This is a genomic window from Uliginosibacterium sediminicola (assembly GCF_039631295.1).
GTDB classification, from domain to species: Bacteria; Pseudomonadota; Gammaproteobacteria; order Burkholderiales; family Rhodocyclaceae; genus Viridibacterium; species Viridibacterium sediminicola.
On sequence record NZ_JBDIVE010000001.1, the window covers coordinates 130,679 to 156,405 of the forward strand.

Genomic DNA, 25,727 nt, shown 5'->3' on the forward strand with positions numbered 1-25,727 from the left:
ACAACTACTTCAAGCTGCGGCCCAGTCATGCAGCGGATGAACATCCAGCGCCGCTGCCGACCAGACCCGCCACGCGCTGTTTTGCGCGGCGATGAATTCTTTGACCTCTTCTACAACCTGTCTGGCACGGTCCGGGCCATCCAGTGAAACAAAGACGCAAGCACCCGATCCGCTCATGCGCGCCGCACCAAACTGCTGCAGCACTTGCACCGCCTGCGCCACTTGCGGATACAGCCTGCAAGCCACGCTTTCTAGATCATTTCTGGCGTCGTTTTCGAAGCGCTTGATTATGTCCAGCGCCGGAAAGCCCGAGATTATGATCATTTCGCTGTCCCGAGTCAAACCCTTATCGCGAAAAATTTCTGGAGTCGGGACATGAACCCCCGGCTCCACCACCACATACCAGGCTGGCGGCAGGCTCAGAGCCTGCAATTGCTCGCCCACGCCGGTGGCCATCGCGGTACGTCCGTAGATGAAAAACGGCACATCCGCGCCCAGCGACAAGGCCCAATCCTGCAGGGTCTGGCGCGGCACATCGAGCTGCCACAGGCGGTTGAGCGCAAGCATCACGGTCGCGGCATCCGAGCTACCACCGCCCAGCCCGCCGCCCATCGGCAAGCGCTTGTCGACGCGGATCTCGGCGCCAAGCCGGCAGCCGGTTTTCTCCTGCAACAAGCGTGCGGCGCGGATCGCCAGATCCTGCTCGGCCGGCACGCCCGCCACCTCGTTGAGGCGCAGAATGCTGCCATCATCGCGCACGCGCAGCGCCACGCGGTCGCCGTGATCGAGCATACGGAATGCCGTCTGCAAACAGTGGTAACCATCGGCACGACGCCCGGTGACGTGGAGGAAAAGATTGATCTTGGCGGGCGCCAGACACTCAACAAATTCATCACTCATATCAGAACTCAGAACTGCCAGCTTTCAATGGCCAGACGGATGCGCAGCGCGCCACGCTCGATTTCGAGCTGTGCCGGCAAGGCATTCGCCTGCTCGTTTTCATAGGCCAGGATGCGTACGGTCCAGCCTGCTTCCTGCGCGCCCAGCATGCGCCCTTGGGCATCAAGCTGCAGCGCCGCTCCGGGCGCCGCACGCCCGGTCACCCACAGGGCGAGCGCGTCGATCGGCACCGGATCATGGGTCAGCCGGGCGATCAGCGCATCGGCCGAATAGGCCTCGACGCGCTCACCATCGGCGCTCAGCCAGCGCGCGCCCTGCGCATCGCGCTGCAGCTCGGCCAGCTGCATGCCAAGCATGTTGGCGAAGCTGATCGTGTCGCGGCCTTCACTGTGCTCCCAGGACAGATGCACGCTGTCGGCACGCGAGCCCTGGCGGATCACCGCACGCCCTTCAAGGACGAAGCTGGCAAGCGCGTCACGCGGCGGGCGCGGCGTGATGTCCTGACGCAAGCCTGTGGCCGCACAGCCCGCCAGCAGCACAGCGCTGCCCTGCGCAAGAAACGCACGTCGCGCGCTCATTTAAGCAGGCGCCGCACCACTTCGTTGAGCGCTTCGTTATCCGGTTCGCGTAACAGGGCCGCCTTCAGCACGGCGCGCGCTTCGTCCTGCTGGCCGTGCTGCCACAGCACCTCGCCCAGATGCGCCGCGATCTCGCCATCGGCTTGCAGAACATAGGCCTTGCGCAACAGCTCAAGCGCATCGTCATAGCGCCCCTGGCGGAAGCGCAACCAACCCAGACTATCGACGATGGCGCCATTGCCCGGCTCCAGCTTGAAGGCCTGGGCCAGCAAGCCATCCGCTTCATCAAGGCGGATATTGCGGTCAGCCAGCGAGTAACCCAAGGCATTGAGTGCCGAAGCATTATCCGGCTTGGCAGTCAGAACCTGCCGCAGCCATTGCTCCATCTGCTCGTAGCGCTTGAGCTGGTCGGCCAGCATGGCGGCCTGGAAGCGCAGCTCCAGTGCCTCCGGCTTGCTGAGCATGAGCTTTTCGAGCAGCGCCAGCGCCTGCTCGGGCTGCTTGTTGCGGTTGAGCAGTTCGGCCTGGGCCAGGGTCAGCATCACCACGTCGGCCGGGCTTTTTTCCGCCCCCTCGGCCAGCACGCGCAGCGCATCGGCATACTGCCCCTGCTTGCTGGCGAGCAGATCTGCAGCACGCAAGCGGGCGGTCAGGAAATACTTGCCGACAGGCACCGCGCTGTAACTGACCACCGCCTCCTGCGCACGGCCGCTATTGGCCTGGATTTCGCCCAGCTGCAGGTAGAGCACCTCGGAGGCGCGGTACTGGCGTGCCAGCAGTTTCTTGATCAAACCCTCGGCGCGCGCGGTATCACCAATCTGCAGCAACATGCCGACCGACTGAAAACTGAGGTCATCATCATCAGGGAATTCGGCCTGCAGCCTGTTAAAGGCCTCGCTGGCTTCCGCCTGACGCCCCTCGCTGACCAGCCAGCGCGCATACGCCTCACGCGCCAACTTGGCCTGCGGATAGCGCTTGCCGAACTTGCCCAGCTCCTCCATGGCCGCCGCACGGCGCTTCTGCGGTGATGCTTCGGCGCGTACCAGGGCGGCCGCTTCGGCATCGGGGCGAATATCGAGCACCTTTTGCGCTTCGCGCTCAGCCTTGCTCATGTCGCCTGCACTCAGCGACATGATGGCGCGTGTCAGATGCGCTTCCGGATACTGCAGATAAGGCTGGGTCAGGCGTTCGAGCATGGCGGCCGCAGCGGCCTTGTCGGGGTAGCGCGACAGCAGCTGGGGCAGCTGGCCGAGCAAGAGTTCGGTCGGCAAGGTGTCGGATTCGAGCATGCGCCGCAGCGGCGGCTCGATATCGGCCAGATTGGCGTGCTCGCCGGACAAGGCCAGCGCCAGCGCTTGCAGGGCATTGCTGGAATTCGGTTCGAGCGTGCTCCACAGGCGTGCAGCCTTGCCACCCAGTTCGATCTGGCCGACTTGCAAAGAGAGCTCGGTGGCGCGCTTGGCGATCCGCGCGTCCCGCGTCGTCTGCGCCAGATCGACATACAGATACGCCGCCAGCTCAGGCTGCGCGCGCACAGCGGCGGTCTCGGCCAGCATGATGCGCAACAGGACCTCGCCGGTCGACATCTCCTGCTTGACGATGATCGCCGGCTTGGGATCAGCCGTTTGCGCTGCCGCACCAGCGGAGCAGGCCGCAACAGCCAGGGCAAGCAGGGTACGGCGCAAGAATGCGGGGGCAGGCATGGCAACTCCGGTGGGCAATGCAGCGAATGTTAGCAGTTCGCCCGGAAGGCGGCAGCGCCGTGCGGCCGGCCACAGGGAATATCATGTCGCCACCCCATCCGACAGCAGCGCGCCATGCCCGAACTCCCCGAAGTCGAAACCACCCGCCGCGGCATTACCGAGCACATCGGCGGCCAGCAGATCACCGCCATCACGGTGCGCCAGCCGCGTCTGCGCTATCCGGTGCCGGACAATCTGGCCGAGCTGCTGTGCGGCTACCGCATCGATGCGGTCAGGCGACGTGCAAAATATTTGCTGCTCGATATCGCCAGCGGCAGCCTGCTGATCCATCTGGGCATGTCTGGCAGCCTGCGAGTACTGCCCGCCGAGACGCCCGCCGACAAGCATGATCACTTCGACCTGGTACTGGGCGAACGCCTGCTGCGCCTGCATGACCCGCGCCGCTTCGGCGCCGTGCTATGGGTCGCACCGCCAGTGGAGAGTCATCCGCTGCTGGCCAAGCTGGGGATTGAACCGCTCGAAGACAGCTTCGACGGCCCCTGGCTCTACCAGGCAACGCGCAGCAGCAAGACGCCGATCAAGCTGTGGCTGATGGACGCCCAGCGGGTGGTCGGCATCGGCAATATCTACGCTTCGGAATCCTTGTTCCGCGCCGGCATTCATCCCGACACGCCCGCCGGGCGGCTCTCGGCTGCGCGCTGCGCGCGCCTCGTGCAGTGTGTGCAAGAGACGCTGCAGGAAGCGCTGGCGGCCGGCGGCAGCACGCTGCGCGATTTCGTCGCGGTCAACGGACGCTCGGGTTATTTCCAGCAGAATTACTTTGTCTACGCTCGCGAAGGCGAAGCCTGCCGCGTCTGCGGACGCGCCATCCGCAAAGTCGTCATGGCGCAACGCAGCACTTTTTTCTGCGCTCACTGCCAGCGTCGCTGACGGCAGACAAGCGGCGTGCTGCGCTGTGCCAGCGGAATCCCCCTGTTGTTTCAGGCATGCTGTTTCGGGCTATGCTTGAGAATGTTTGCTCATGTACAAGCGGAGGCCCGTTCATGGCCCTGATTGACCAGTTTTCCGAATTTTCGCGCTGGCGCGGCGAGGTCAGCGCCGTCGTGCAGCAGCTGCGTACCTGGCTGCAAAACAATGATTTGTCCGACGCCCAGGCCGACCTGCGCCTGCAGCACGTGCTCGAACGGCTCAAGGACGACAAGCTGGTCGTCGCCTTCGTCGCCGAGTTCTCGCGCGGCAAGTCCGAGCTGATCAATGCCATCTTCTTTGCCCAGTACGGCATCCGCATCCTGCCTTCAAGCGCCGGCCGCACCACCATGTGCCCGACCGAACTGGCCTGGGACGCACACAGCAAACCCGGGATCCAGCTGTTGCCGATCGAGACGCGTCGCCGTCAGGAGAGCGTCGCCGAACTGCGCCGCACGCCGGCCGAATGGCACTTCGAAGCGTTTGATGTAAACAGCGCCGAGAGCCTGCAAAAAGCCTTCATGCGGGTTGCCGAGACCAAGCGGGTCAGCCGCGAAGAAGCCGAGAGCATGGGTTTCCCGGTCGATGACACCGGCGTCGACGGCACCCGCCCCGACGCCGAAGGCCTGGTCGAAGTCGCCTGCTGGCGCCATGCCGTGATCCAGTTCCCGCATCCTTTGCTGGAGCAAGGCCTGGTCATCGTCGACACGCCGGGCCTCAATGCCATCGGCTCCGAGCCTGAGCTGACCCTGTCGATGATTCCCAACGCACATGCCGTGCTCTATCTGCTGGCCGCCGATACCGGCGTGACGCAGAGCGACCTGCAGGTCTGGGAGAAACACGTCAACGTCGGCCGCGCACAGAAAAACGGTCGCCTGGTGGTGCTCAACAAGATCGACGGTCTGTGGGACGGCATGCGCAGCGAAGCGCAGATCGATGCCGAAATCGCGCGCCAGGTCAGCTCGGTGGCAGAAACCCTGCACATCACCAGCGAGCAGATCTACCCGGTGTCGGCGCAGAAAGCGCTGTACGCCAAGGTCAATCACGACCCGGCCCTGCTCGCACGCTCGCGCATCGAAACCCTGGAATCTGCGCTGAGCACCGAGTTGCTGCCGACCCGTCGCCACATCGCTGGCGAGAATGCGCTCGCCGAGAGCAGCGAAGTGATCCGCCGCGTCAGCGAGCTGCTGCAGGTGCGCGAACGCAATCTGCGCGAGCAGCTCAAGGAGATGTCGGACCTGCGCGGCAAGAATCAGGGCGTCATCGAATACATGATGCGCAAGGTGCGCGCCGAAAAGGAAGAGTTCGAGGACGGCCTGCAGAAATACCATGCCGTGCGCAGCGTATTCACCAGCCTCTCCAACCGCCTGTTCGCCCACATCGGCGTGGACACCGTGCGCTCCGAGACGCGCCGCACACGGGCGCGGATGAGCGAGGCGAACTTCTCGCGCGGCCTGCGCGAGGCGATGCTGCAGTTCTTCGGCAGCCTGCGCGGCAATCTGCGCAAGTCCTCGGCCGAGATCAACGAGATCACCTCGATGCTCGACGCGATGTACAAGCGCTTCGCCGTCGAACACGGCCTCAAGCTGGCGCCGCCGGCAAACTTCTCAACCGCGCGCTACGAGCACGAGATCACGCGTCTGGAGCGTGCTTTTGACGACCAGATCAACACCGTGAGCGCCATGCTCACGCAGTGGAAAGGCACCGTCACCCAGCGCTTCTTCGACACCATCGCGATCGAGGCGCGGCGCACCTTCGAACTGGCCAACCGCGACATCGAACAATGGCTGCGCGCGGTGATGGCGCCGCTGGAAACCCAGGTGCGCGAATACCAGCTGCAGCTCAAGCGCCGTCTGGAGAGCGTCAAACGTGTGCACGAAGCGACCAGCACGCTCGAAGAGCGCATCCTTGAACTGCGCGAGGCCGACAACGCACTGGCGCGCCAGCTGCATGAGCTGAACGCGATCCGGCAGGCCATTCAGCAAACCCTGGGCAGCGAACAAACCGAGGACCGCACGCCGCCGCAACACAGCATGGCGGCCTGAGCGGGCGGCCAGAACGCAACAAGGGCGCCCGCGGGCGCCCTTGTTGTTGGCCCAACAACAAGCCAGCCGTGATCAGGCCTTGGCTTCGGTGAGCTTGTAGTACTTCTTCATCAGCTGGTCCTTGTCTTCGACCACATCCGGGTTGAGCGGAATGCAATCGACCGGACAGACCTGCTGGCACTGCGGCTCATCGTAGTGACCGACACATTCGGTGCACTTGTTGGGATCAATCTCGTAGATTTCCGCGCCCTGCGAGATCGCTTCGTTGGGGCATTCGGGTTCGCAGACGTCGCAGTTGATGCACTCGTCCGTAATCATCAGGGCCATCGTTCAAAACCTTTCCATAACAAATCAATTTTCAGCGCGCAATTTGCGTTCGATCCGCTCAACCACGCAGGGCTGCACGAAGCTGGTGACATCGCCGCCGAGCAAGCCAATCTCGCGCACCATCGTCGCCGAGACGAACATGAACTCTTCACCAGGCGTCAGGAATACGGTTTCGACATCCGGATAGAGCTTTCGGTTCATGCCGGCCATCTGGAACTCGTATTCAAAGTCCGACACCGCGCGCAGGCCACGCACAATGATATGCGCGCCGTGGCTGCGGATGAAATCCATCAGCAAGCCGGAAAAGCCAACCACGCTGACATTCGGCAAAGGCGCCAGCACCTCGGTGGCAAGCTCGACCCGCTCTTCGAGCGAGAACAGCGGCCGCTTGCCGGCACTTTGCGCGACACCGACGATCACGCGGTCAAACATATTGGCTGCGCGGCGCACGAGATCCTCATGCCCTCGCGTCAGCGGATCGAAGGTGCCGGGATAGACCGCCAGATTTCGACTCATTCATCCTCTCCAGCGGCAAACAGCTGATAGTGCACCTGGCCGGCCTTTCCCGCCTTGAGCAGACTCAAGCCGGCAAAGGCTGTCAGCGGAGTTTCGGCTTCCACATAAACCCGCGCGCCCGGCCTGAGCAGGCGCGCCACATGCGCTTCGATCTTCTCCAACCAGCCCTGACGATAGGGCGGATCGAGCATCAACAGATCGAACTGGCCGACCTGTTCCTGCACGAATCTTAGCGCATCACCCCGTTGCAACCGAACATTGTTTGGCCCCAGCGCAAGCAGGGTTTTCTGCAAATGGGCATGCACTTTGGCCGAAAATTCGAGCAGCACGACCTCCTCGGCGCCGCGCGAGGCCGCTTCCAGCCCCAGCGCCCCGCTACCGGCAAAGAGGTCCAGACAGCGCCAGCCGGCCAGATCCTGACCCAGCCAGTTGAACAAGGTCTCGCGCACCCGGTCGGGCGTTGGCCGCAGACCCATGGCGTCCGGCACATCAATCAGGCGCGAGCGCATGCTGCCGCCCACGATACGCACCTTGCTCACTATGCTTTCGTCCTCAAGCCGGGCTCTCTGCTAGACTTTGTACCCATTCCATTGCCGCCTGTCTGCACTGTACCAGGCCGGCCTTTGCAGCAGCCCACACAGCACCACACCATGTTCAGTTTCTTCAAGAAATCCGGCGACAGCGCCGCTCCCGAAACCAGCCCCACGCCGGCCGCCGAAAAGCCCGCCGGCTGGCTCGACCGTCTCAAATCCGGCCTGTCGCGTACGCGCGAGCAGTTCGGCGCCATCGGCAGCCTGTTTTCACGCCGCAAGATCGACGAAGAGCTGCTCGAAGAGCTCGAAACGACCTTGCTGATGGCCGACTGCGGCGTGGAGGCTACCACGGCTTTGCTAACCGAGTTAAGGCTGCGCTGGAAGCGCGACAAACTCGAAACCGGCGAAGAGCTGCAAGCGGCGCTGGCTGAAGCGCTCAAGCAACTGCTCGCGCCGCTGCAGGCACCGCTCGACATCAGCGGCAAACAGCCTTTCATCATCATGCTGGCGGGCATCAACGGCGCCGGCAAGACAACCTCGATCGGCAAGCTCACCCACCACTTCCAGGCGCAGGGCAAGAGCGTGCTGCTGGCCGCCGGCGACACTTTCCGTGCCGCCGCGCGCGAACAGCTGCTGGAGTGGGGACGGCGCAACAACGTGACGGTGATCGCCCAGGATGGCGGCGACCCGGCGGCAGTGGCCTTTGACGCTATTGCTGCGGCGCGCGCGCGCAATATCGACGTAGTGCTGATCGACACCGCCGGCCGCCTGCCCACCCAGCTGCACCTGATGGAAGAGATCGCCAAGGTGCGCCGCGTGATCCAGAAAGCCGAGCCGAGCGGCCCGCACGAGGTGCTGCTGGTGCTCGACGCCAACATCGGCCAGAACGCGCTGGCCCAGCTCAAGGCCTTCGACGCCTCGATCGGCGTTACCGGCCTGATCATCACCAAGCTCGACGGCACCGCCAAGGGTGGCGTGCTGGCCGCCATTGCGCGCAGCCAGCCCAAACCGCTGCGCTTCATCGGTGTGGGCGAAGGCATCGAAGACCTACAGCCTTTTGATGCAGGTGAATTCGTGGAAGCGCTCTTTGTGACAAAACCTGCAGCCTGAGGTATGGTGAAGGCATGCTACCGGTAACACACAACAAGGAGACAAACCCATGTTCCGCCTGCCAGGCCTTAAAACGGCGCTGCTCAGCGCCCTGCTGCCCATGATTATCGCGCCCATCGCTCACGCTGCCGAAGCCGACTTCCAGACCGTCGGCATTCAGGACAACATGCCTGCCTTCTACAAGGCACTCAAGGCCAAGCTCAATTTCCAGCTGGCGTGGACGCCGGCCGTCAAGGATCTGCCCGCCTGGCGCAAGGCCGGTCGCGACAAGATGTGGGAGCTGACCCTGCAGTCGCCCGAGCGCACCCCGTTCAACGCCGTGGTGCTCGACGAACAGGACCGCGGCAGCTACCTCGCGCGCAAGGTCGTCTTCAATGTCACCGCCGAGAGCCGCGTACAGGCGCTGCTGCTGGTGCCCAAGGGCAAAGGCCCGTTCCCGGCCGCGCTGATGCTGCACGACCATGGCTCGAAGTTCGACATCGGCAAGGAAAAGCTGATCGAAACCTGGGGCAATGATGCGCGCCTGGAGTCCTCCAAGGCCTGGGCCAAGAAGTACTTCTCGGAACGCTTCCCCGGCGACGAACTGGCCAAGCGCGGCTATGTGGTGCTCGCCACCGACGCGCTGGGCTGGGGCGACCGCGCCGCGCTGGCTTTCGACATCCAGCAAGCCGTGGCGGCCAATGCCTTCAATCTGGGCAGTTCGCTGGCCGGCATCATGGCGCTGGAAGATGCGCGCTCGGCGGACTTCCTCGCCACCCAGGCCCAGGTCGACAAAAAGCGGGTCGCCGTCGTCGGCTTCTCGATGGGCGCCTTCCGCGCCTGGCAAGTGGCTGCGCTGTCTGATTCGATCACCGCGGGCGTGGTCGTCAATTGGCTGGCCACCACCGAAGGTCTGATGGTGCCGGGCAACAACCAGCTCAAGGGCGCCTCGGCCTGGAACATGCTGCACCCGGGCGTCTTGCGTTATCTGGACTTCCCGGATGTCGCCAGTCTGGCCGCCCCCAAGCCCATGCTATTCTTCGCAGGCGAAAAAGACCCGCTGTTCCCGGTGGATTCGGTCAAAGCTTCTTACGACAAGCTGCACAAGGTGTGGGGCGCGTGGAAGGCCGATGACAAGCTCGATACGCGCATGCTGCCGGGCGGTCACGAGTTCATCAAGGATACGCAGGACACTGCCTATGACTGGCTCGACAAGCAGTTTGCCAACACCCGATAAGTCTTCATGATCCAGTTCGATCACGTCAGCAAGCGATACCCCGGCGGCCACGAGGCCCTCATCGACCTTGAGCTCGAAATCCGCCACGGCGAGCTGCTGGTGCTGGCCGGCCATTCCGGCGCCGGCAAGAGCACCCTGCTCAAGCTGATTGCCGCACTGGAAGCCCCGAGCAGCGGCCGCGTCCTGGTCAATGGCCTGGACGTCGGCCGCATGCGCCGCTCGCAAGTGCCTTACCTGCGCCGCAGCCTCGGCCTGGTGATGCAGGAGCATCGCCTGCTGATGGATCGCACGGTATTCGACAACGTGCTGCTGCCGCTGATCGTCTCCGGCGAACGCCCCAGCGACGCCCATGCGCGCGTGCGCGTCGCGCTGGAGAAAGTCGGCCTCGGCGAATTCGAAAAAGCCATGCCGATCACCCTCTCCGGCGGCGAACAGCAGCGCGTGGCGATTGCCCGCGCCATCGTCAATCGGCCGAGCATCCTCATCGCCGACGAACCGACGGCCCACCTCGATCCGGCCTATGCGCGCGAGATCGCAGCGCTGTTCCGCAGCTTCCACGCCGCCGGCGTGACCCTGATCCTCGCCACCCACGACGACACGCTCTACTCGCCCTATGGCGCTCGCCGCGTCGAACTCGCCCATGGACGGCTGCTGGCATGAGCGAACACGTCCACGCCCTGCAGCAAGCGCTGCAACGCCTGATCAGCAAACCCTTCGGCACCCTGCTCTCGTCCCTGGTCATCGCTATCGCGCTGACCCTGCCGGCGCTGGGCTATGTGCTGGTCGATAATCTCGCCAGCCTCGCGCGCGGCCTCACCGGCCGGCCCGAGATCAGCGTCTTCCTCAAGCTGGAGGTCAGCGGAGCGGCCACCCAGGCGGTCGAACAACGCCTGCGCAGCATGCCGCAGATTGCCGGTCTGCGCTTCGTCGCCCGCGACGTGGCCCTCAAGCAGCTGGCCGCCAAGGGCGGCTTTGCCGATGTTGCCGGCGCGCTGCGCGACAACCCGCTGCCCGATGCCTTCATCCTCGACCCGCGCGATGACAGCCCGGCCAGCGTCAAGGCGCTGCAAAGCCAGCTCAGCAAAATGCCCGAAGTGGCCCTGGTGCAGCTCGACGCCGAATGGGTCGAACGCCTCGCCGCCATCGTTGCGCTGGCACGCACGGCCAGCGTGGTGCTGGCGATCCTGCTCGGCACTGCGCTGATCATCGTTACCTTCAACACCATCCGCCTGCAGATCCTCACCCAGCGGCATGAGATCTCGGTCAAGCTGCTGCTGGGCGCCACGCGCAACTATGTGCGCCGCCCCTTCCTCTACTTCGGCCTGCTGCAAGGCCTGCTCGGCGGTCTGCTGGCCTGGGGCCTGGTCGCTGCGCTGGTGGCGGTGCTGGCGCCGCAGATCGCAGCGCTGGCCCAGCGCTACAGCATCGTGCTCAGCCTCAGCGGCCCGCTGCCCTGGCAAGCCGCCGCCCTGCTGATCTTTGCCGCGCTGCTCGGCCTGCTCGGCGCAGCCTTGTCGGTGTCACGCCATATCCACGACGGTCTGGTCGATTGAATCCTGGAACTTTCGCGAGGTGTTAGCACTCCATGCTGGTGAGTGCTAAAATTTCTGCAAGCGTCAGTCTCAAGGAGGTTGCCATGACTACTAGCGCATTGAGTTTTCCGATGCCCAGTGCCCTGGGCAGCATTGATCAGTACATTTCCGCCGCCAACCAGTTCCCGCTGCTCAGCGAAGCGCAGGAGCTCGATCTGGCACGCCGTCTCAAGCGCGACAACGATCTCGAAGCGGCCCGCGCTCTGGTGCTCTCGCATCTGCGCCTGGTCGTCTCGATTGCGCGCAACTACCTCGGCTACGGTCTGGCCCATGCCGACCTGATCCAGGAAGGCAATGTCGGCCTGATGAAGGCGGTCAAGCGCTTCGATCCGGATCGCGGCGTGCGCCTGGTCTCCTTCGCGATGCACTGGATCAAGGCCGAGATCCACGAATACATCCTCAAGAACTGGCGCTTGGTCAAGATCGCCACGACCAAGGCACAGCGCAAGCTGTTCTTCAATCTGCGCAGCATGCGCAGCCAGAACGGCGAAGCCGCGCACAACCTGACCGGCGATGAAGCCGCCGAGATCGCCAAGAAGCTGGGCGTCAAGACTGAAGAAGTGTTCGAGATGGAAGCGCGCTTTGCCGGCGGCGATGTGGCCCTGGACGGCTCTTCCGACGAAGACGACGAATACCGCTCGGCACCCAGCGCCTGGCTCGCCGACAGCGCACCGGAGCCCTCGGAAGAGCTGGCGACGGCGCAGATCGAACGCCTCAACGAAGACGGCCTGCGCAATGCGCTGGCCAGCCTCGACGAGCGTAGCCGCGCCATCGTCGCCCGCCGCTGGCTGGTCGATGAAGACGGCAGCGCCGCCACCCTGCACGAGCTGGCCGCCGAATACGGCGTCTCCGCTGAACGCATCCGTCAGATCGAAGCCAAGGCAATGCAGAAGATGCGTGGCTTGCTCACCGCCGCCTGAGCACGCAGCAAGCGCATACCAAAAGGCCGACTTGAAGTCGGCCTTTTGCATTCTGCGGACAGAACACTTCCCTATTTGCCCGCCATCAGCAGGCGGATGTCACTCAGCAGCTTGTCCGGCGCCTCGCCGTAGCGCACGAACAGGCGGGTGCGGCCCTGCGGATCAAACAGGTAGATGCCGGCCGTATGATCGACCGTGTAACGCCCGCTGGCGATGTCGCCACGCTTCTCGTAAAACACGCCGAAAGTCTTGGCGACCGCCTTGACCTGCTCGGCATCGCCGCGCAAGGCAATGAAATCCGGATTGAACACCGCCACATACTGGCTGAGCATCTCTGGCGTATCACGCTGCGGATCAACACTCACGAAAAGGGTCTGCAGGCGTGCCGCATCGGCGCCCAGCTGCCGCGTCACATCGGCCATCAAGGCGAGACTGGTCGGGCAGGCATCGGGGCATTGCGTGTAGCCGAAGAACACGGCAACGACCTTGCCTTTGAAATCGGCCATGCTGCGCGCTTTGCCATGGCTGTCCGGCAAGCGCAGCGCGGGACCGTAATCGGTGCCGGTGATATCGGTCGCGCTGAAGCGCGTCGGCGCCTCACACGCCGCCAGCCCAAGGCAGAGCAGTGCCGGCAGCAGCCAGCGGCGGAATCTGGACGGGAATTGGATCATGCGCTCACACAGCGGCTCGGAGGCCGCAGCCAAAGACTGCGCTCAGAGATTGCAGAAAGTCAGTTCGAAAGAGACATCCTTGTCGAAGGCCGAGGGCCGCGCAGCGAACTCCAGACCGACAAAACGGATGTTGAAAGCATATTTGTTGGCGCTGATCTCGGGCACGCAAGCCTGTTCCTGCGACAGGCGCACACGCGCCATCTGCGCCGCACGCCCGCTCATCATGATCTGGTAGGAACCCAGGCGCGCCAGCTGCAGCTCGGGCCGCCCGCTCTCGCGCAGCAGGCGCAGCACGATGGTCAGGCCGTCGCGGATCGGGAACATCGGTGCCAGCCAGGCGCGGATATCCTTGCGCCGCAGCTCGGCTTCTTCATGCAGCCAGTGGTGGTAGGAGGGCAGATCGAACTCGCACAGTCCGCCGGGAATCGCGGCCCGCGAACGCACCGCCATCAGCCATTCGGAGTCGCGCACGTACTGGCCGATCTTGCCGGTCATGGCGAGCAAGGCGACGCTGGCCTGTTCGATCTCGCTGAGCACGTCGGCCAGCGCTTCCTTGGAAATCTGCGGATTGTCACGGTAGGCCTGCAGGGTCTGGCGCTGACGCTCCAGCTCCTGGACCAGGTCGACTTTCAGATCCGCGCGCCCGGCGACCTCCAGAATCTCGAACAAGGCCATCAAGGCTGCGTGATGCGCGTAGGCATTGTCTGCCGTGGCAAAGTGCAGCGCCTTGTCGAACAAGGCCTCCAGACGCAGCAGCGTGCGGATGCGCTCGTTCAGAGGATATTCATATGTAATCACTGCACACCGGGCACGGGAGCGGGTTGGACTGAGGGGGAAGGCAAGCTGCCGGACCAAGTCGCGGCAGCAGACAGACAGCGGGCATGCAGGCTATCCACCTGTGCTCGCAAACTATCAAAATCCCCGCCATTGTCAATGATTTCGTGCGCAATCGCACGACGCGCTTCACGGCTGGCTTGCGCGCGGACAATTGCCTGAACTTCCTCACGGCTGATGCCGCTGCGCGACATGACGCGCTCGATCTGCACCGCTTCCGGACAATCGATGAGCAGCACACGATCACAGCGCTGCAACCAGTAGGGATGCTCGACCAGCAAGGGCACCACCAGCACCGCATAGGGCGTGCTCGCAGCGTCCAGCAGGGCCTCGCAGCGGGCGCGGATCAGCGGGTGGAGAATGCCTTCAAGGGTGCTGCGCGCGTCGCTGTCGGCAAACACCAGACGACGCATTGCCGCTCTGTCCAGCGCGCCCTCGGCGTTGATCATCGCGGCGCCGAAAGCCTCGCGCAGCGCAGCAATCGCTGCGCCCCCCGGCGCGGTCAGCTGATGAGCAACCACGTCGGTATCGACCACGCACACCCCCAGCTCGGCGAAGCGATTGGCGGCAGCGCTTTTGCCGCTACCAATGCCGCCGGTCAAACCCAGCACGGGCGGACGTGAGGGAGCGCTCATCCCGCCGCCTTGCAGCTTTGCTGTTCGCTACCCTTGATGCTGTCCTGCGCCGCCTGCAGAAGTCGCTCCAATACGCCGCCCGGCCCCTGGATTTCGACACGTGCGCTGTTGGCGTTGTAGCGCGTGCTCACCGTCGCCCCTTTCACACCACGCTTCTGCAGGGTTTCCAGATGGCGGCGGGCCAGTGTGTCGCCACGGAACAGCCCCAGCGAAATGGCATAGCGATTGGGGCCAGCCTCCTGCACGATGAAGAAGTCTTCCAGGCCGAGTTTGTGCAACTCGGCAGCGCGCCGATCCGCGCCCGCCTTGCCGCCTTGCGGGGGAATATTCACCCAGTAGGCTGATGGCGCGGCTTCGCCCTCGCGCACGACAATCGATTTATCCGCCGCGCGCGCCTGCTGCGTCAGACTCTGCGCCTGATCAGCACTGAGATTACTGATCGCCACGCAGGCCAGCGCCGTGCTGCTCAAAGCGGGCGTGCCGCTCGCACTGACCGCGCTGGCCGCGGCGGGAACTTCGGAAGCAGCGGCCTGCGGCGCGCTGGCCGGCGCTTCAGCGGCCGCCACACTGGCTGCTGCGGCAGGCGCCGACGCGGCATCGGTGCTGGTCGATGCAAGCACGCGCAATTTTTCGGGGAACAGCTGGTTGCGCATGCGCTCAGGCTCGCTGGTGCCCATGAACAGCGGTTCAAATCCCAGCCAGGGCATGGCCGCAACGGCAAGGCAGGCGATATTGAGCACCAGCAGGAAGTAAAAGGAAACGCGCAGACCAGTCATGCACGCGATTATCCTTGCCTCGCGCCGCAGTTCCAAGCCCTCATGCCAAACGGTCGCAGCAAAGAATTCTGCGAGAATGCGGCATTACCTCCGGATACCGCTCACCATGCGCCAGCTAGCTGCACCACTCTGTTTCCTGCTCTGCATCGGCCTCCAGCCTGCCAGAGCAGCCGACTCGACCGATGCGGCACCTGCGCGCAGCCAACCCAAGTGGGAACTGGGCGCGGGCCTGAGCGTGTTTTCGCTGCCGGATTATCGCGGCGCCGATCACCAAACCACGGCGACCCTGCCCTTCCCCTACGCCATTTACCGTGGCGAGATCATCAAGGCTGACCGCAGCGGTGTGCGCGGCATGCTCTTCGACAGCGAGCGCCTCGATCTCGAACTGAGTCTGAGCGGCGGCGTGCCCGTCAAGAGCAAGGACAATGCGGTGCGTCAGGGCATGCCGGATCTGGACCCGACGCTGGAAATCGGCCCGCAGGCCATCGTGCGCCTGCTCGGCAAGGCCAGCGATGAAACACGTCTGGACTTGCGCTTGCCGCTGCGCCAGGTGATCACCTCGGGCGGCGAAGGCCAGGGGCTGACCTTCACACCGGCGCTCAATCTGTCGATCACGCCCCCGGCGGGCTGGCATATCGGCACCCAGATCGGGCTGTATGCCGGTACGCGGCAATATCATCGCTTCCTGTACGCCGTCGATTCGCAATATGCAACGGCCAACCGCCCGGCCTACCAGGCACAGAGCGGCTACGGCGGCTGGCAGATGACTGGCAGCCTGTCACGCCGCTTCGACAAGCTGTGGCTGGGTGGTTTTGTGCGCCTGAGCTCGGTCAAGGGCGCGGTGTTCGACAACAGCCCGCTGGTCGCCCGCAAGACCAATGTCTCCGCCGGGATCGGCATCGCCTGGGTCTTCGCGCAATCGGATGAGCGCGTCATCTCCAACGACGACGATTGATCAGGACGCTACCGGCGCGCTGCGTGCAATCTGCAGCAGACCTTCGAGCACCAGACGCGGCGCCCACACCAGGGGCTCCGCCAGGTGCTCACGCAGCACGCCCGCCGCGCCGCCCGCCAAGAGCAGCGGCGCGCCGGCCGGCAAACTGGCGCGCATGCGCTCGATTGCGCCCAGCTGGGCATGCAGGCAGCCGGCGTAGATGGCATCCGCCGTATTGCGCGGCCGCGCGACCAGACGGCCCTCGGCGAAGGGCAAAGCCGCCGTACCGCTGGCCAGCGCCGCGCGCATCATGTCCAGGCCCGGCAGGATGCAGCCCCCCTCAAACACGCCCTCAGCGCTGATCACATCCACCGTCGTCGCGGTGCCGGCGCTGACCACCAGACACGCCCCCTGCACCTGATGCCAGGCGCCCACGGCAGCCGCCCAGCGATCTGCGCCCAGCTGCGTCGGCTGCGCGTAATCATTGCGCAAGCCGGCCGCCGCCGCACTGGCGCGCACCCGCGTCATGCGCTGGGCATGTGGGCCGAGCAAGCTGGCGATGCGCGCATTGAGCGCCTCGTCCGCCACGCTGAGCCAATGCACGGAATGCGGCTCAAAACAGGCCGGCAAGGCCAGCTGCAAAGCGTCATGTGCCTCGGCCTGCTCGAACAGCCAGTGCTGGCCGTCATGGCCGGCGAACTTTACGCGGGTATTGCCCGCATCGATAAGAAGGTACATAGGCGCCAGGCGCTGAAGTCGGCAAAGGGGAAGATGAATGCGGCGATCTTACGCCTGGACGCGGCGCAAGCTCACCTCGCCACCGAAAACGAAGACCTGCCCCTCGGGCATGTCGATCGCCAGGCGGCCCAGGGCATCCACGCCACCGCAGCGACCATGACGCACCAGACCATGCTGCTCCACCGTCACCTCTGCCCCCAGCATGGCGTGCCAGGGCATCCAGGCCTCGACGAAAGGCGCGAAGCCCTCGCGCGCAAAAGCTTCCAGCACATCGAGCAAAGCCCGCAGCACGGCGGCCAGCAACAGCTCGCGCGCAGGCGGCTCGCCGCATTCGGACAAGGCCGCAAAGGGCTGCGCGATCTCCTCAGCCAGATCCGGCGCCTGGCGCAGATTGAGGCCGATGCCGATCACCACCGCCCACTCGCCTTGCGCGCCCTGCGCGACTTCAACCAGCACGCCGCCGAGCTTGCGACCATCGAGCAGGATGTCGTTCGGCCATTTGAGCGACAGGCCGGACACCTGCAGGCTTTGCAAGGCGCGCACGATGGCGAGGCCGACGACCAGGCTGAGGCCTTCCAGCCGCTGTTGCGCCGCGAAGCGCCAGAGCAGGGAGAAACAGAGATTGCCGCCGGGAATCGACACCCAGCTGCGCCCGCGACGGCCACGCCCGGCGCTCTGCACGTCGGCCACCAGCACGGTGCCCGAGCCGGAACCGCGCTGGGCGCGCGCCAGCAATTGCGTATTGGTGGAATCGCACTGGGCGAGATGGTCGACGTCAAAACGCGAGGCTTGTTCGCCCAGTGCGTCACGTACGCGCCGCAGGTCAAAGGATGCAGTGGCTGCCATGAACCGTGAATGTCATGCAAAAGCAAAGGCGCGATGATACGTCCTGCGCGCCTTGCCGCGCAGCCTGGCGGATCAGTCCAGCTCTTCCTTGCCGCCGTCGATGCCCAGTTCCTGGATCTTGCGGGTGATGGTGTTGCGCCCGATCCCCAGGAGCTGTGCCGCTTCAACACGGCGCCCGCCCGTGGTGGCCAGGGCACGCATGATCAGCGCTTTCTCGAACTCGCGGTTGAGACGGTCATAGACCTCGCCCGGCGCCACCGCCAGCAAGCGGTCGGCTTCAGCATTCAGCGCGGAGAGCCAGTCGCCGGAGAGTGCGGTCGGCGTCGCGCTGGGCGTCGCTTCGCGAATCTCGGAAGGCAGATCGGCCAGATCGACCATCTGCCCCGGCGCCATCACCGTCAGCCAGTGACAGAGGTTTTCGAGCTGGCGCACATTGCCGGGGAAATCCAGGGTCTGGATGTGTTTGACCGCCGCCTCGGTGAGGCGCTTGGATTCCACACCCAGCTGCTGCGCGCTCTGCGCGAGGAAATGGCGGGTCAGGATGGAGACGTCTTCACGGCGCTCGCGCAAAGGCGGCAGGCGCAAACGGATGACGTTGAGGCGGTGGAACAAGTCTTCGCGGAACTGACCTTCGCGCACGCGCTGATCCAGATTCTGGTGGGTCGCGGCAATCACGCGCACATTGGCCTTGACCGGCGTATGGCCACCAACGCGGTAGAAGTGGCCGTCGGAGAGCACGCGCAAGAGACGCGTCTGCAACTCGGCTGGCATATCGCCGATTTCGTCGAGGAACAAGGTGCCGCCCTCGGCCTGCTCGAAGCGGCCGCGCCGCTGCGCGGTGGCGCCGGTGAAGGAGCCACGCTCGTGGCCGAACAGCTCGGATTCAAGCAGATCACGCGGAATCGCCGCCGTGTTGATCGCCACGAAAGGCCCTTCCTTGCGCGGGCTGTGACGATGCAGGGCACGCGCCACCAGCTCCTTGCCGGTACCGGATTCGCCATTGATCAGCACCGTGGCATGTGACTGCGAGAGACGGCCAATGGCGCGGAACACCTCCTGCATCGAGGGCGCCTGACCGAGGATCTCGGGCACAGCAGTCACCTCTTCGACCGCGCCCGGATGATGCTTGCTCTCCTCCAGTGCGCGGCGCAGCAAGTCGATGGCCTGATCGACATCGAAAGGCTTGGGCAGGTATTCGAAGGCGCCGCCCTGGAAGGCCGCCACGGCACTATCCAGGTCGGTGTAGGCGGTCATGATGATGACCGGCAGCTGAGGATAGCGCTCCTTGGCTTTCTGCAGCAGCACCAGGCCGGATTCACCCGGCATATGGATATCGGACATCAGCACCTGGGGCGGCGTGGCATTCGACTCCAGCACCGCCAGCGCCTCGGTCGCCGAGGAAAAGCTGCGGAAGGCAATGTCTTCGCGGGCCAGGGCCTTTTCAAGCACCCAGCGAATGGAGCGGTCGTCGTCAACAATCCAGACAGGATTCATAAAAGGGTCCGTCGTTGTAGTCTGCTGTGATTAGCCAGCATGCGCTGCGCGCATGACAGGCCATACGTCAATTTGAATTCGGTTGGGTCAGCGGCAGCATGATGGTGAACACCGTCCTGCCGGCCACGCTTTCCAGATCAATGGTGCCTTGATGCTGCTCGACAAAGCTTTGCGCAATCGACAAGCCGAGACCGGAGCCACCCTCACGCCCCGAGACCAGCGGGTAGAAGATCTTGTCACGAATCTCGTCCGGAATACCCGGGCCGTTGTCGATCACCTGCAATTCCAATGCCAACTTGTGGCGGCGCTTGGCCAGCGTGACCTGCCGCGCCGCGCGCGTGCGCAACACGATCTCGCCTTCGCCATCCATGGCCTGGGCGGCGTTGCGGGCGATGTTGAGCACAGCCTGGATCAGCTGCTCGCGGTCCGCCGTCACCTGCGGCAGGCTGACATCATAATCGCGCCGCATACTGACCGAAGGAAATTCGGCCTGCACCAGGCGCAACACACGTTCGAGCACATCGTGAATATTGAGCACGATGGGCCGCATCATGCGATGCGAATTGAGCAGGCGGTTCATCAAATCCTGCAGGCGATCAGCCTCTGCAATGATCACCTGGGTGTACTCGCGCCACTGCGGATCATCGAGTTCGCGCTCCAGCAATTGCGCCGAACCACGGATGCCGCCGAGCGGATTCTTGATCTCATGGGCGAGATTGCGGATCAGCTCGCGATTGGCCTGTTGCTGCTCGATCAGCCGCTCTTCACGCGCCACGCGCAGCTGCGCATCAATCGGCCGGAATTCCAGCAGCAAGCGCGCCGGCGACAGATCGACCGGAGTCACCGTGCAATCGAGATGCAATGAGGTGCGATGCACGCGGCGGATCACCACGTTCTGACCGGTATAGCTCCAGTTGTGGGCCAGTGCGCTATCCAGCGCCGCCTTCAAACCCGTGGTATCGCCAAGCAAGGGCAGCAAGGCACGACCCAGCGCTTGCCGGTTACCGACGGCAAACAGATTCTCGGCGGCTGCATTGATGTAGCAGACCGTCAAGGAGTTATCCACCATGATGATGGCGGAGGACAGCAGTTCCAGACCCTGGGTCTTCTCGGAAAAGTGCTGTGAAGGCAGTGGTGCGCTAGGAGGGCTCATATTCCCTGTTGCAGAGCAAGAATTACGCCATCGCGCACCCGAGTGGCGCAAACCTCAGGGCGCGGGCACGCATCAGACGAATCAGAGCACAATCGCGGTGCCCGCATCAGCGGGTATTCCCCAGTTCGGCCTTGAGTTTGTTGATATTGGTCTCGTGCTGCAGCAGCTCTTCACGCAAAGCATTCTGGCGCGCCTGGTATTTGGGCGTCGTACGTTCCTGCGGCGCAGCCTGTTCTATCTCTCGCTGATTCTTGCGCGCCTCGTCCAGCAGGCGCTGCTCAGTGGCCAGCTCCTGCTCGAGTATGCGGCGCCGGTTGCTGTCGCGATCGCGCTGCTGCGCGCCATCCACTCGCGGGAAATCCGCTGGCGAAGAGCCTCCGCCACTTGCTGCGCGCTTGGGTGAGGACAGTGTGGGCGCGCTACCGCCAGAAGGCAGATCGCGCGACAGCAGACTGCAGCCTTTCTGGCCGCGCGGTTTGTCATTCGTATAGGTCACACGGCCCGCCTCGTCGACACACTTATACACGTCGGCGCAGGCCAGACCAGGCAGCAAGGCAAACAGCAAAACAAGCTGGAGACACAGGGATTTCATGGCAAGCGGAGGAATGGGGGCGCAGCCGAGTGTAGGGTGATGCGCGAAAAAAGCAAGCCAAGACCCGCTCTGCGGCAGCCATGAAAAAAGGACGGGTCACCCCGTCCTTTTTTGTCTTGAACCAGCGCCCCGAGGGGCGCGCAGATCAAACCGAGTAGTACATCTCGAATTCGACCGGCGTGGTGGTCATGCGCAGACGATTCACGTCTTCCATCTTCAGATCGATGTAGGACGAGATGAAGTCTTCGCTGAACACACCGCCAACGGTCAGGAAGGCGTGATCCTTCTTCAGGTTGTCCAGCGCTTCTTCCAGGCTGGCGCAAACGGTCGGGATCAGTGCATCTTCTTCCGGCGGCAGGTCGTACAGGTTCTTGTCAGCCGGATCGCCCGGGTGAATCTTGTTCGCCACGCCATCCAGACCGGCCATCATCAGTGCAGCAAAGCACAGATAGGGGTTTGCACCCGGATCCGGGAAGCGGGTTTCGATACGGCGCGCCTTGTCGCTATGCACGAACGGAATACGGATCGAAGCCGAACGATTCTTGGCCGAGTAAGCCAGCTTGACCGGCGCTTCGTAGTGCGGCACGAGGCGCTTGTACGAGTTGGTCAGCGGGTTGGTGATGGCATTCAGCGCCTTGGCGTGCTTAATGATGCCGCCGATGTAGTACAGCGCGAACTCGGACAGGCCGGCATAGCCATTGCCTGCGAACAGGTTCTTGCCATCCTTCCAGATCGACTGGTGAACGTGCATACCGGAACCGTTGTCGCCAACGATGGGCTTGGGCATGAAGGTCGCGGTCTTGCCGTACTGGTGTGCAACGTTGTGCACGATGTACTTAAGCAGCTGGGTTTGGTCAGCGCGGCGCACCAGGGTGTTGAACTTGGTGCCGATTTCGTTCTGACCGGCCGTTGCCACTTCGTGGTGATGCACTTCAACCGGCACGCCAGCGGCTTCGAGCAGCAGCACCATTTGCGCGCGCATGTCGTTGAAGGAATCAACCGGGGGAACCGGGAAGTAACCACCCTTCACCGACGGCCGGTGACCGGTGTTGCCGCCTTCGAACTTCTCGTTCGAGGCCCAGGCACCTTCTTCAGCGTGGATCTTGACGTAGGAGCCGGACATATCGGTCTTCCACTCGACTGCGTCGAAGATGAAGAATTCGGGTTCCGGACCGAAGAAAGCGGTGTCACCAATACCGGAGGACTTCAGGTAAGCCTCGGCGCGGTTGGCGATGGAGCGCGGGTCACGGTCGTAACCCTTGCCGTCGGACGGCTCAACGACGTCACAGGTGAGCACCAGCGTGGTTTCATCGAAGAACGGGTCGATGAAGGCGGTGCTCGGGTCCGGCATCAGCTGCATGTCGGAGGCCTGAATACCCTTCCAGCCAGCGATGGACGAACCATCGAATGCATGCCCTTCAGTGAACTTGTCTTCAGAGAACGCGCTGATGGGCACGCCAACGTGCTGTTCCTTGCCGCGAGTATCGGTGAAGCGGAAATCAACAAACTTGACGTCGTTTTCCTTGATCAGCTTGAGCACGTCTTGAGAGGTCGTCATATACACTCCAAAAAAGAGAATTGAACCAGTTAAGCGGTGAAAACCTGTTTGCCTGTCAGCTTCCGCGCACTGCCGATGCGAAAGCACACCAGAGACAAGAGTCCTTGCTGGTAGCGGGTAATCGGAAAACTGGAAGCATTTAACATGCCACGGGTTCGATTACGCCTTGCTTACAGATCGAGGCGCATTGTGCCACAGACCATGCCCTATCAAAGGGCATCCCGCGCGACATAAGGCCGCACAAAACAGGCGCACCGACACTTTTTGACGCACCAATTCGGAGCATTGCACCGCAGCGGCGCGGCGATTGTCGCCCGCAAGCTGACAGCGCATACTCTCGCCTGCTAGCCAACACCTATCCAGACTCAAGATGAAAGAGATCAGCGACATCCTCAAACTGGCCCACGACCGCGCCAGCCAGCTCAAACTGCCGTATCAGGGCGCCCTCACGCCCAGCGAGGCACATGCCCTGGTGACGCAGAATGCGCAAGCGCGCATCATCGACGTCCGCACCCGTGCCGAGCTGGACTGGGTCGGCCGGATTCCGGGCGCGCTGGAGATCGAGTGGAATTCCTGGCCGGGCAGCCAGCCCAATCCGCTGTTCCTCGAGCAGCTGCGCAAGCAGCACGCCAGCGACGCGCCGGCGCTGTTCATCTGCCGCAGCGGTGCGCGCTCGCACGCTGCCGCCTCGGCCGCGCACGAGGCCGGCTTTGCAGCCTGCTACAACATCCTCGAAGGCTTCGAGGGTGACAAGGACGTCAACGCCCATCGCGGCAATATCGGTGGCTGGCGTCACGCCGGCTTGCCCTGGACCCAGTCCTGAACCGAGGACGCACCCAGCGCCCATCCCAGACACGGGCGGCTGATGGATAATCGCCGCCAACGCGTGCGTGCAGCACGCCCCACGTAGCAGAGCTCAACATGCAAACCGCCACTATTTCCTTTGACCGCTTCAACCAGCTTCAGGATGCCGATGCGCACGAACGCATCCGCGCCGCCAAGGCCGCGCTGGGCAAACGCGTCACCCTGCTGGTGCACCACTACCAGCGCGCCGACGTCTACCAGCATCATGACCTGACCGGCGATTCGCTCAAGCTCTCGCGCCTGGCCTCCGAGTCAGACGCCGAATTCATCGTCTTCTGCGGCGTGCACTTCATGGCTGAAGTCGCCGACATCCTCTCCAAGCCCGAACAGATCGCCATCCTGCCCGACCTGGCGGCAGGCTGTTCGATGGCCGATATGGCCAATCTGGCCAAGGTCGAGCGCAGCTGGCGCGAGCTCAGCGAAGTGCTGGGCAATTGCGATGAGCTGATCACTCCGGTCACCTATATCAATTCGGCCGCCGATCTGAAGGCCTTCTGCGGCCAGCATGGCGGCATCGTCTGCACGTCGAGCAATGCACCGAAAATTCTCGATTGGAGCTTCGCCCAGCGCGAGAAGATCCTGTTCTTCCCGGACCAGCATCTGGGGCGCTGGACCGGCCACCAGATGGGCATCGCGCTTGACGAGATGATCGTCTGGGATCCGGACCTGCCCTTCGGCGGCCACAGCCCGGAAGCGATCCGCAAGGCCAGGATGCTGCTGTGGAAAGGCCACTGCTCGGTGCACCAGATGTTCCAGCCGGCGCACATCATCAAGTGGCGCAACCAGCATCCGGACGGCTTCGTCATCTCGCATCCGGAATCCGCTTTTGAAGTCTGCAAGCAGTCTGATTTTGTCGGCTCCACCGAATACATCCTCAAGACCGTCAAGGACGCCGCCCCCAATACCAAGTGGCTGGTCGGCACCGAGCTGAACCTCGTCAATCGCCTGGCGGAAGAGGTCAAGCACGAAGGCAAGCTGGTGCAGTTCATGTCACCGACGGTGTGCATGTGTTCGACCATGCAGCGCATCGACCCGCAGCACCTGGCCTGGACACTGGAAAACCTGGTCGCTGGCAAAGTGGTCAATCGCATCACCGTGCCGCAAGACGAAGCCGTGCTGGCCAAACTGGCGCTGGAGCGCATGCTGGCAGTCTCTTGAGAAGAACCTGCCCTTTAGGGCATATCCTCGCATTCGTTTCGCCAAGCCTGTTTTAGACTGCTTCGGTGGCGTTATGTCGATGCCATGTCGAGTAAGCAACCCTGGGAGAGAACATGAGTGACAAGACTGAGCGCGAGGACGGCGGCCTGCCGGGCTCGAACTGGGCATTGGCAATGAGCATCCAGAATGCAAGACGTGCCCGTTTGAAAATCAGCGGCAACAGCCTGTTCGCAGATGGCGGCCCCGGCGGCGGTGATGGTGACGGCGGCGGCGGCACGGGTGGCGGTGACGACAGCGACGGCGACAGCGACGGCGATAGCGGCGGCGATAGCGGCGGTGATGGCGGCGGCGGCGGTGATGGCGGCAGTGATGGTGGCGGCAGCGACAACTGAGCACCTGCCCCACGGAGCTGCCGCATGCGCGTGGCAGCTCCGTCTCTGACGACCTACCCCCGAAAGCCCCCATGACCACGCCAGCCCTCGCCTTTGGCGATGTCCGCATTCAGGACGATTTCATTCCCCCCGCACTACACAGCGAACTGGTGCGCTTTTTCCAGGAACCGATCTGGTTTTACGGCTGGAAATCCAATGCCGGCAACAAGCAGGCGCCCAATTCGCACTGGAACGTATTCTTCGCAGGCAACATGAGCAAAAGCCCCGCTGTCGATTGCGAAGCCGAGCTGATGGAAAACGCGTTCTTCCAGCCCATCCAGGCGCTGTGGCAATTACTCAAGGCTGGCCCACTGGCCGGCCATATTCCCGTGCGCATTTATGCCAATGCCCACACCTACGGTACGGATGGCTACGTACACACCGATTCCGAAGACCCCAACTACTACTCCACCGTGGTCTATCTGCACCCGCAGTGGCACCCCAACTGGGCGGGCGAAACGGTGTTCTTCACGCAGGACAAGTCCGACATCACGCGCGCGGTGTTCCCCAAACCCGGCCGCATCGTGAGCTTTCACGGCGCCGTGCCGCATTGCGCCCGCCCACTGTCGCGCGACTGCGGCGCCTTGCGGGTCTGCCTGGTGTTCAAGACCCTGCTGCCCGCAGCCTGAGCGCACGC

The 25,727-nt window shown here is 63.6% G+C and carries 28 protein-coding genes; 12 read left to right on the forward strand and 16 right to left on the reverse strand.

Going from position 1 to position 25,727, the window contains the following annotated elements:
* Window positions 1–9: 9 nt before the first annotated feature.
* The 3 genes from ispE to ABDB84_RS00650 are packed head-to-tail and all read right to left on the reverse strand — an operon-like array spanning window position 10 to window position 3,181.
* Complete coding sequence (ispE, locus tag ABDB84_RS00640) at window positions 10–900, reverse strand: 4-(cytidine 5'-diphospho)-2-C-methyl-D-erythritol kinase (protein WP_345917731.1); 891 nt, start codon at window positions 898–900, stop codon at window positions 10–12.
* 8 nt (window positions 901–908) lie between these two features.
* Window positions 909–1,478 carry a lipoprotein insertase outer membrane protein LolB gene (gene lolB / locus ABDB84_RS00645; RefSeq protein WP_345917732.1) on the reverse strand — a complete coding sequence of 190 codons (570 nt, stop codon included), beginning with the start codon at window positions 1,476–1,478 and terminating at the stop codon, window positions 909–911.
* Window positions 1,475–3,181 (reverse strand): tetratricopeptide repeat protein, encoded by a 1,707-nt coding sequence (locus ABDB84_RS00650; RefSeq protein ID WP_345917733.1) that lies wholly within the window; start codon window positions 3,179–3,181, stop codon window positions 1,475–1,477. Before ABDB84_RS00650 ends, lolB begins: the two co-directional genes overlap by 4 nt.
* 114 nt (window positions 3,182–3,295) lie before the next feature.
* Here ABDB84_RS00650 and mutM point away from each other — a divergent pair, with 114 nt between their 5' ends.
* Entirely contained in the window at window positions 3,296–4,111 is an 816-nt protein-coding gene (gene mutM, locus ABDB84_RS00655) for a bifunctional DNA-formamidopyrimidine glycosylase/DNA-(apurinic or apyrimidinic site) lyase (protein WP_345917734.1), read from the forward strand.
* 113 nt (window positions 4,112–4,224) lie between these two features.
* On the forward strand, window positions 4,225–6,192 hold the full coding sequence (locus ABDB84_RS00660; protein ID WP_345917735.1) for a dynamin family protein: 1,968 nt from the start codon (window positions 4,225–4,227) through the stop codon (window positions 6,190–6,192).
* Window positions 6,193–6,264: 72 nt separating this feature from the next.
* Here ABDB84_RS00660 and ABDB84_RS00665 read toward each other — a convergent pair whose 3' ends face one another.
* Genes ABDB84_RS00665 through rsmD form a run of 3 tightly spaced genes read right to left on the reverse strand, consistent with a single transcriptional unit; the run spans window position 6,265 to window position 7,574 of the window.
* Window positions 6,265–6,519 carry a YfhL family 4Fe-4S dicluster ferredoxin gene (locus ABDB84_RS00665; protein WP_345917736.1) on the reverse strand — a complete coding sequence of 85 codons (255 nt, stop codon included), beginning with the start codon at window positions 6,517–6,519 and terminating at the stop codon, window positions 6,265–6,267.
* A gap of 24 nt (window positions 6,520–6,543) precedes the next feature.
* Window positions 6,544–7,035, reverse strand: coding sequence for a pantetheine-phosphate adenylyltransferase (gene coaD, locus ABDB84_RS00670; protein WP_345917737.1), 492 nt, complete (start codon window positions 7,033–7,035; stop codon window positions 6,544–6,546).
* Entirely contained in the window at window positions 7,032–7,574 is a 543-nt protein-coding gene (gene rsmD / locus ABDB84_RS00675) for a 16S rRNA (guanine(966)-N(2))-methyltransferase RsmD (RefSeq protein WP_345917738.1), read from the reverse strand. The genes coaD and rsmD overlap by 4 nt, the downstream gene beginning before the upstream one ends.
* 111 nt (window positions 7,575–7,685) lie before the next feature.
* Here rsmD and ftsY point away from each other — a divergent pair, with 111 nt between their 5' ends.
* The 5 genes from ftsY (at window position 7,686) to rpoH (ending at window position 12,406) form a co-directional block, all read left to right on the forward strand.
* Complete coding sequence (ftsY, locus tag ABDB84_RS00680; RefSeq protein ID WP_345917739.1) at window positions 7,686–8,678, forward strand: signal recognition particle-docking protein FtsY; 993 nt, start codon at window positions 7,686–7,688, stop codon at window positions 8,676–8,678.
* Between the two features lie 49 nt (window positions 8,679–8,727).
* Window positions 8,728–9,894: a dienelactone hydrolase family protein gene (locus ABDB84_RS00685; protein WP_345917740.1), complete on the forward strand. Its 1,167-nt coding sequence runs from the start codon at window positions 8,728–8,730 to the stop codon at window positions 9,892–9,894.
* 6 nt (window positions 9,895–9,900) lie between these two features.
* Complete coding sequence (locus ABDB84_RS00690; RefSeq protein ID WP_428715058.1) at window positions 9,901–10,554, forward strand: cell division ATP-binding protein FtsE; 654 nt, start codon at window positions 9,901–9,903, stop codon at window positions 10,552–10,554.
* The gene (ftsX, locus tag ABDB84_RS00695; protein WP_345917741.1) at window positions 10,551–11,447 is read left to right on the forward strand and encodes a permease-like cell division protein FtsX; all 897 of its coding nucleotides are present in this window, start codon (window positions 10,551–10,553) and stop codon (window positions 11,445–11,447) included. The genes ABDB84_RS00690 and ftsX overlap by 4 nt, the downstream gene beginning before the upstream one ends.
* An 83-nt stretch (window positions 11,448–11,530) precedes the next feature.
* Window positions 11,531–12,406, forward strand: a complete 876-nt coding sequence (gene rpoH, locus ABDB84_RS00700) for an RNA polymerase sigma factor RpoH (protein ID WP_345917742.1) — start codon at window positions 11,531–11,533, stop codon at window positions 12,404–12,406.
* A 71-nt stretch (window positions 12,407–12,477) separates the two neighbouring features.
* Here rpoH and ABDB84_RS00705 read toward each other — a convergent pair whose 3' ends face one another.
* Genes ABDB84_RS00705 through ABDB84_RS00720 form a run of 4 tightly spaced genes read right to left on the reverse strand, consistent with a single transcriptional unit; the run spans window position 12,478 to window position 15,322 of the window.
* A complete protein-coding gene (locus tag ABDB84_RS00705; protein WP_345917743.1) occupies window positions 12,478–13,077 on the reverse strand; it encodes an SCO family protein in 600 nt (199 codons plus the stop codon).
* A gap of 42 nt (window positions 13,078–13,119) precedes the next feature.
* A complete protein-coding gene (gene zapD, locus ABDB84_RS00710) occupies window positions 13,120–13,875 on the reverse strand; it encodes a cell division protein ZapD (RefSeq protein ID WP_345917744.1) in 756 nt (251 codons plus the stop codon).
* Window positions 13,872–14,546 (reverse strand): dephospho-CoA kinase, encoded by a 675-nt coding sequence (gene coaE / locus ABDB84_RS00715; protein WP_345917745.1) that lies wholly within the window; start codon window positions 14,544–14,546, stop codon window positions 13,872–13,874. Before coaE ends, zapD begins: the two co-directional genes overlap by 4 nt.
* The gene (locus tag ABDB84_RS00720) at window positions 14,543–15,322 is read right to left on the reverse strand and encodes an SPOR domain-containing protein (RefSeq protein WP_345917746.1); all 780 of its coding nucleotides are present in this window, start codon (window positions 15,320–15,322) and stop codon (window positions 14,543–14,545) included. The genes coaE and ABDB84_RS00720 overlap by 4 nt, the downstream gene beginning before the upstream one ends.
* Before the next feature lie 106 nt (window positions 15,323–15,428).
* Here ABDB84_RS00720 and ABDB84_RS00725 point away from each other — a divergent pair, with 106 nt between their 5' ends.
* Window positions 15,429–16,277: a MipA/OmpV family protein gene (locus ABDB84_RS00725; protein WP_345917747.1), complete on the forward strand. Its 849-nt coding sequence runs from the start codon at window positions 15,429–15,431 to the stop codon at window positions 16,275–16,277.
* Here the strand turns inward: ABDB84_RS00725 and ABDB84_RS00730 are convergent, their stop codons facing one another.
* The 6 genes from ABDB84_RS00730 to glnA form a co-directional block, all read right to left on the reverse strand.
* Entirely contained in the window at window positions 16,278–16,994 is a 717-nt protein-coding gene (locus ABDB84_RS00730; RefSeq protein WP_345917748.1) for a type III pantothenate kinase, read from the reverse strand.
* A gap of 48 nt (window positions 16,995–17,042) precedes the next feature.
* Entirely contained in the window at window positions 17,043–17,840 is a 798-nt protein-coding gene (locus ABDB84_RS00735) for a biotin--[acetyl-CoA-carboxylase] ligase (RefSeq protein ID WP_345917749.1), read from the reverse strand.
* 72 nt (window positions 17,841–17,912) lie between these two features.
* A complete protein-coding gene (gene ntrC / locus ABDB84_RS00740) occupies window positions 17,913–19,334 on the reverse strand; it encodes a nitrogen regulation protein NR(I) (RefSeq protein WP_345917750.1) in 1,422 nt (473 codons plus the stop codon).
* 67 nt (window positions 19,335–19,401) lie between these two features.
* Window positions 19,402–20,487 (reverse strand): nitrogen regulation protein NR(II), encoded by a 1,086-nt coding sequence (glnL, locus tag ABDB84_RS00745; RefSeq protein WP_345917751.1) that lies wholly within the window; start codon window positions 20,485–20,487, stop codon window positions 19,402–19,404.
* Window positions 20,488–20,593: 106 nt separating this feature from the next.
* Window positions 20,594–21,079 carry a DUF4124 domain-containing protein gene (locus tag ABDB84_RS00750; protein WP_345917752.1) on the reverse strand — a complete coding sequence of 162 codons (486 nt, stop codon included), beginning with the start codon at window positions 21,077–21,079 and terminating at the stop codon, window positions 20,594–20,596.
* A gap of 145 nt (window positions 21,080–21,224) precedes the next feature.
* Window positions 21,225–22,637 carry a type I glutamate--ammonia ligase gene (gene glnA / locus ABDB84_RS00755; protein ID WP_345917753.1) on the reverse strand — a complete coding sequence of 471 codons (1,413 nt, stop codon included), beginning with the start codon at window positions 22,635–22,637 and terminating at the stop codon, window positions 21,225–21,227.
* A 370-nt stretch (window positions 22,638–23,007) separates the two neighbouring features.
* Between glnA and ABDB84_RS00760 the strand changes: the two genes are divergently transcribed.
* The 4 genes from ABDB84_RS00760 to ABDB84_RS00775 all read left to right on the forward strand — a co-directional run bounded on the left by ABDB84_RS00760 (window position 23,008) and on the right by ABDB84_RS00775 (window position 25,719).
* On the forward strand, window positions 23,008–23,460 hold the full coding sequence (locus ABDB84_RS00760; protein WP_345917754.1) for a rhodanese-like domain-containing protein: 453 nt from the start codon (window positions 23,008–23,010) through the stop codon (window positions 23,458–23,460).
* A 98-nt stretch (window positions 23,461–23,558) separates the two neighbouring features.
* The gene (gene nadA, locus ABDB84_RS00765; protein ID WP_345917755.1) at window positions 23,559–24,659 is read left to right on the forward strand and encodes a quinolinate synthase NadA; all 1,101 of its coding nucleotides are present in this window, start codon (window positions 23,559–23,561) and stop codon (window positions 24,657–24,659) included.
* A 113-nt stretch (window positions 24,660–24,772) separates the two neighbouring features.
* Complete coding sequence (locus ABDB84_RS00770; RefSeq protein WP_345917756.1) at window positions 24,773–25,051, forward strand: hypothetical protein; 279 nt, start codon at window positions 24,773–24,775, stop codon at window positions 25,049–25,051.
* A 71-nt stretch (window positions 25,052–25,122) separates the two neighbouring features.
* A complete protein-coding gene (locus ABDB84_RS00775; protein WP_345917757.1) occupies window positions 25,123–25,719 on the forward strand; it encodes a 2OG-Fe(II) oxygenase in 597 nt (198 codons plus the stop codon).
* The last annotated feature ends 8 nt before the right edge of the window (window positions 25,720–25,727 follow it).